Consider the following 3,983-nt stretch of genomic DNA (forward strand, 5'->3'; position numbering starts at 1 on the left):
ATTAATGCAGCGCAGGTCGATTTGAGTGGCGTTGCCTCACATATTGGCAATATGGGTGATCCCCATCAGACGCTGCCTGATGGTGGCGAAGCAGGTCAGGTCCTGATGCGTCAGGATGATGGGTCTGTCTCGTGGGGGAATGTCGCAGGTGTCCCCGTGGGGCAGCTGTGCTGGTCTTCACTTGGCGTCCCCCTGCCCGGAACGGTCCCCGCCAACGTCAAACAGAAGTTTCTGAGGGGGACGTACCCGCAGCTGGACGAGGCCGTTCTTGCCGCCGGGAACTACCTGACCGACGAGGCCGCGTGGGACGCGGAAGCGGCGGCGCAGGAAGGGAGTTGTGGGCGGTATTGCGTGACGGCGGAGCAGATTATCCTGCCGTGCGTGCGGCATTATGTTGGTGCGTCGCGGCCGGGTGAAGCTGGCAAGGGTGTTGGGGATTGGGCTGGTGATGCTATTCGGAATATTGAGGGAGTAGCAAATATAGATTCTGTTAATGGCGGGTTAAATAGTGGTCCGTTTTACAAAGATGGGTCTCTTTGTGAAGGGATAGTGGGATCAAGTATGTATCCTAATGGACTTGGTTTTGACGCATCCCGCGCCGTCCCCACCGCCGACGAGAACCGCCCCAAGACACTCTATCACCTGCCCTGCATCAAGGTCGCAGACGTTGCGGTGAACGCCGCGCAGGTGGACCTGATGGCGCTGGCTGACCAAGTTGCCAGCATCAATGGCTCTAAAGCAGACCGAACAGAACTTGCCCAAATCGGAGAGGGACAGACGTGGCAGGATATGACATCTAGCCGCAGTGAAGGGGTGACTTATACAAATACTACTGGGAAGCCTATACTCGTATCAATAAATGCAAGTGTAGGTGTACACTCATCAGCTAGGATTATTGTAGACGGTGTTATTGCCGCAGAAGGCGTACCTAGAGGGGATGCTACTTGGGCGCACAGCATTTGTGCAGTGGTGCAAAACAACAGTACATACCGTGTGGCAACAACTGCTATCGGCCACTGGGCTGAACTGCGGTAGCGGGAGGAAATACATGAGGTATTACAAAGACCAAAACAACAACGTGTACGCTTTCGAATCAGCTGAGGAGATGCACAGGGTTTGCTCCAGCAAAGGTTGGCAGGACCTGACTTCAATCACGACCGCCGAAAAAGACGAATTCACGAAGCCGCCAGAACCCACGCAAGACGAACTCGCCACACAGGCCCGCGCCGAGCGGGACCGCCTTATGCGTGAGGTGTACGACCCCGCCGTGATGCAGCGCCTGCGCAAGCGTCGTGTGCTCTCGTCCGCGTCGGCTGACGTCGCTGGGATTGATGCGCGGCTTGCCGAATGGGACGCCTACGCTGATGCGCTGGAGGTTGTGCCTGATCAACCCGGCTTCCCCAATTCTATCGAGTGGCCCGAAGCTCCGTCGGATTCTGTGGTGTCTGGCGCTGAGGATGGTGGTGTGTCTTGTGAGTCTGAATCTGAACCTGCAACCAGTGAGGTCTAAGTTAATGCCTGAACAGTTTCTGCATGGCGTGGAAGTCGTTGAGATTGATGGTGGTCCGCGTCCCATTCGTACCCTGAAAAGCTCCGTCATCGGCATTGTGGGCACGGCTCCGGACGCCGACGCCAGCACTTTTCCTCTGAACACTCCGGTCCTTGTTGCGGGCAACCGCCGCGAGGCCGCCAAGCTGGATACCGTGGGCGATGGCGCGGGTACGCTGCCTGCCGCGCTGGACGGCATTCTGGATCAGTCCGGGGCCATGGTTGTCGTGGTGCGTGTGGATGAGGGCGCGGATGATGCCGCGACCATGACTAACGTGGTCGGCGGCGTGGATGAAGCCACCGGGCAGTACATGGGCGTGCAGGCCCTTCGCGCCAGCGCGTCTGTCCTTGGCTTTACCCCGCGCGTTCTGCTGGCTCCCGGCTTTACGCATCAGCGCGCCGAGGATGCGGACAATCCCGGCACCTTCTTCAAGAATCCTGTCGGCGCCGAACTGGAAGGCATTGCCGAGCGTCTGCGCGCTGTGGTCATCGTGGATGGCCCGAACACCAACGACACCGACGCCATCGCCGCCATGGGCGACTTCGGCACCGCCCGCGTGTTCATGGTGGACCCGTGGGTGAAGGTCTACCGCGACGGCGAATACGTTGCCGAGCCTGCATCCGCGCGAGTGGCTGGCATGATTGCCCGTTCCGACAACGACCGGGGCTTTTGGTGGTCGCCCTCCAACCAGCAGGTGATGGGCATTTCCGGCACCGCGCGTCCTGTGGACTTTACCCTGGGTGACGTCAACTGCCGCGCCAACATGCTGAACGAGAAGAACGTCGCCACCATCATCAACGAAGGCGGCTACCGCCTGTGGGGCAACCGCACCGGATGCACCGATCCCAAGTGGTCCTTCCTGTCCGTGCGTCGCACGGCGGACATGATCAACGAATCCATCCTTGCCGCGCACCTGTGGGCCGTGGACCGGAACATCACCAAGACCTACGTGGACGACGTGGTGGAAGGCGTGAACGCCTACCTGCGTCACCTTGAGGCCGTGGGCGCCATTCTTGGCGGCACATGCTGGGCGGACCCGGAGCTGAACACGCCCGATCAAGTCCAGCAGGGCAAGGTCTACTTCGACTTTGATTTCACGCCGCCCTATCCGGCAGAGCACGTCACGTTCCGCAGCCATCTGGTCAACGACTACATTGAGGAGGTCTTCAACTAATGCCCGCAGAGAACATCCTGAAAAACTTTGCCCTGTTCGTGGACGGACGCGGCTACGTCGGCGAATGCAAGGAACTCCAGCTTCCGGCGCTGAGCCTTGTCACCGAGGATTACCGCGCTGGCGGTATGGATACCTCCATCGCCATCGACATGGGCATGGAGAAGATGGAAGCCACCTTCACCCTGTCCAAGCAGTGCGAGCACATCCTCGGCAGCTTTGGCGTTGTCCAGAACAGCGGCATCCAGCTCACAGCCCGTGGCGGCCTGCAGAGCATGGACGGCGCGGTGACGCCCGTGGTCGTGCAGATGCGCGGCACCGTTACCAAGGTTGAGGACGGCGCGTGGAAACCCGGCGAGGCGGCCACGCTGTCCCTGACCGTGGCGCTGACCTACTACAAACGCGAGCAGGGCGGCAAAACCCTGCACGAGATTGACGCTCTGAACATGAAGCGCGTCATCGGCGGCAAGGACCAGCTGAAGGAACTTCGCGACGCCTGCGGCATGTAGGCAGCCGTGAGCGCGTCGTGACGCGGCGCAGGGAGTCCACGGGGCAGAGGCCTTTGTGGACTCCCGTGCTGTGCGCCAACGAGTGTGGTGCGGGGGAAGTCAGCACGGCGCAAAGCCATACAAGGAGACGATATGAGCAAGGAACGGATTACGCTGGGCCATCCGGTGACGTGGCAGGGGCAGGAGATTGCGGCGCTGGACATGCGCCGCCCCAAGGTGCGCGACGTGGCCGCCAACGAGGAGCGCAAAGGCACGGACGTGCAGAAGGAAATCAGCCTGTTTGGGGACCTGTGCGAAGTGTCCGTTGATGTGCTGGAAGACTTGGACATGGCGGACTACCGCAAGCTCCAGCAGGCGTACACGGGTTTTTTGTCGTAGACGCCGAGACCGCCCGGCGCGGCGTTTTGGCCCTTGCGTATTACACGGGCTGGAGCCGCGCCGAGCTCTTCGGCATGGATGTGGAGGAACTTATGATGTGGATGTCATATCTCCCAAAAGATGAACGGGGCAGGGCGTAATGCGGGGCAGCACAGCAGGTGTTATCCGGTTTGGCCTTGTGCCGGACGCATCCTTTAAGGCCGTGAGCCAAGACTTTGCGCAGAGTGCGTCGCTTGTTTCCCGGGCGCATCGGCGCGTTGTGGGAAAGCTGCGGTCCACAATGGCGCCCGGTGGAGGCTCAGCCCCGCAGACAAGAGGTACGTCCGGCGGTGCCGGTTCGGGGCAGGCGTCCGGCGCGCGTGCTGCGGCGCCGTCG

The 3,983-nt window shown here is 60.8% G+C and carries 4 protein-coding genes and 1 pseudogene; all 5 read left to right on the forward strand.

What is annotated here, in order from left to right:
• Positions 1–1,035, forward strand: a pseudogene (locus tag ACY69P_RS14870) (hypothetical protein); the annotation flags it as partial.
• Between the two features lie 13 nt (positions 1,036–1,048).
• The gene (locus ACY69P_RS14875; RefSeq protein ID WP_462328038.1) at positions 1,049–1,510 is read left to right on the forward strand and encodes a phage tail assembly chaperone; all 462 of its coding nucleotides are present in this window, start codon (positions 1,049–1,051) and stop codon (positions 1,508–1,510) included.
• 4 nt (positions 1,511–1,514) lie between these two features.
• Positions 1,515–2,723, forward strand: a complete 1,209-nt coding sequence (locus tag ACY69P_RS14880) for a phage tail sheath C-terminal domain-containing protein (RefSeq protein ID WP_462328039.1) — start codon at positions 1,515–1,517, stop codon at positions 2,721–2,723.
• A complete protein-coding gene (locus ACY69P_RS14885; protein ID WP_459899089.1) occupies positions 2,723–3,229 on the forward strand; it encodes a phage major tail tube protein in 507 nt (168 codons plus the stop codon). Before ACY69P_RS14880 ends, ACY69P_RS14885 begins: the two co-directional genes overlap by 1 nt.
• Before the next feature lie 132 nt (positions 3,230–3,361).
• Positions 3,362–3,607 carry a phage tail assembly protein gene (locus tag ACY69P_RS14890; protein WP_462328040.1) on the forward strand — a complete coding sequence of 82 codons (246 nt, stop codon included), beginning with the start codon at positions 3,362–3,364 and terminating at the stop codon, positions 3,605–3,607.
• Positions 3,608–3,983 lie beyond the last annotated feature (376 nt).

The organism is Desulfobaculum sp. (assembly GCF_054921475.1).

Excerpts from the sequence above, each read along its gene's own strand:
- ACY69P_RS14875 (WP_462328038.1), top strand. The coding sequence starts at position 1,049 with ATGAGGTATTACAAAGACCAAAACAACAACGTGTACGCTTTCGAATCA.
- ACY69P_RS14880 (WP_462328039.1), top strand. The coding sequence starts at position 1,515 with ATGCCTGAACAGTTTCTGCATGGCGTGGAAGTCGTTGAGATTGATGGT.
- ACY69P_RS14885 (WP_459899089.1), top strand. The coding sequence starts at position 2,723 with ATGCCCGCAGAGAACATCCTGAAAAACTTTGCCCTGTTCGTGGACGGA.
- ACY69P_RS14890 (WP_462328040.1), top strand. The coding sequence starts at position 3,362 with ATGAGCAAGGAACGGATTACGCTGGGCCATCCGGTGACGTGGCAGGGG.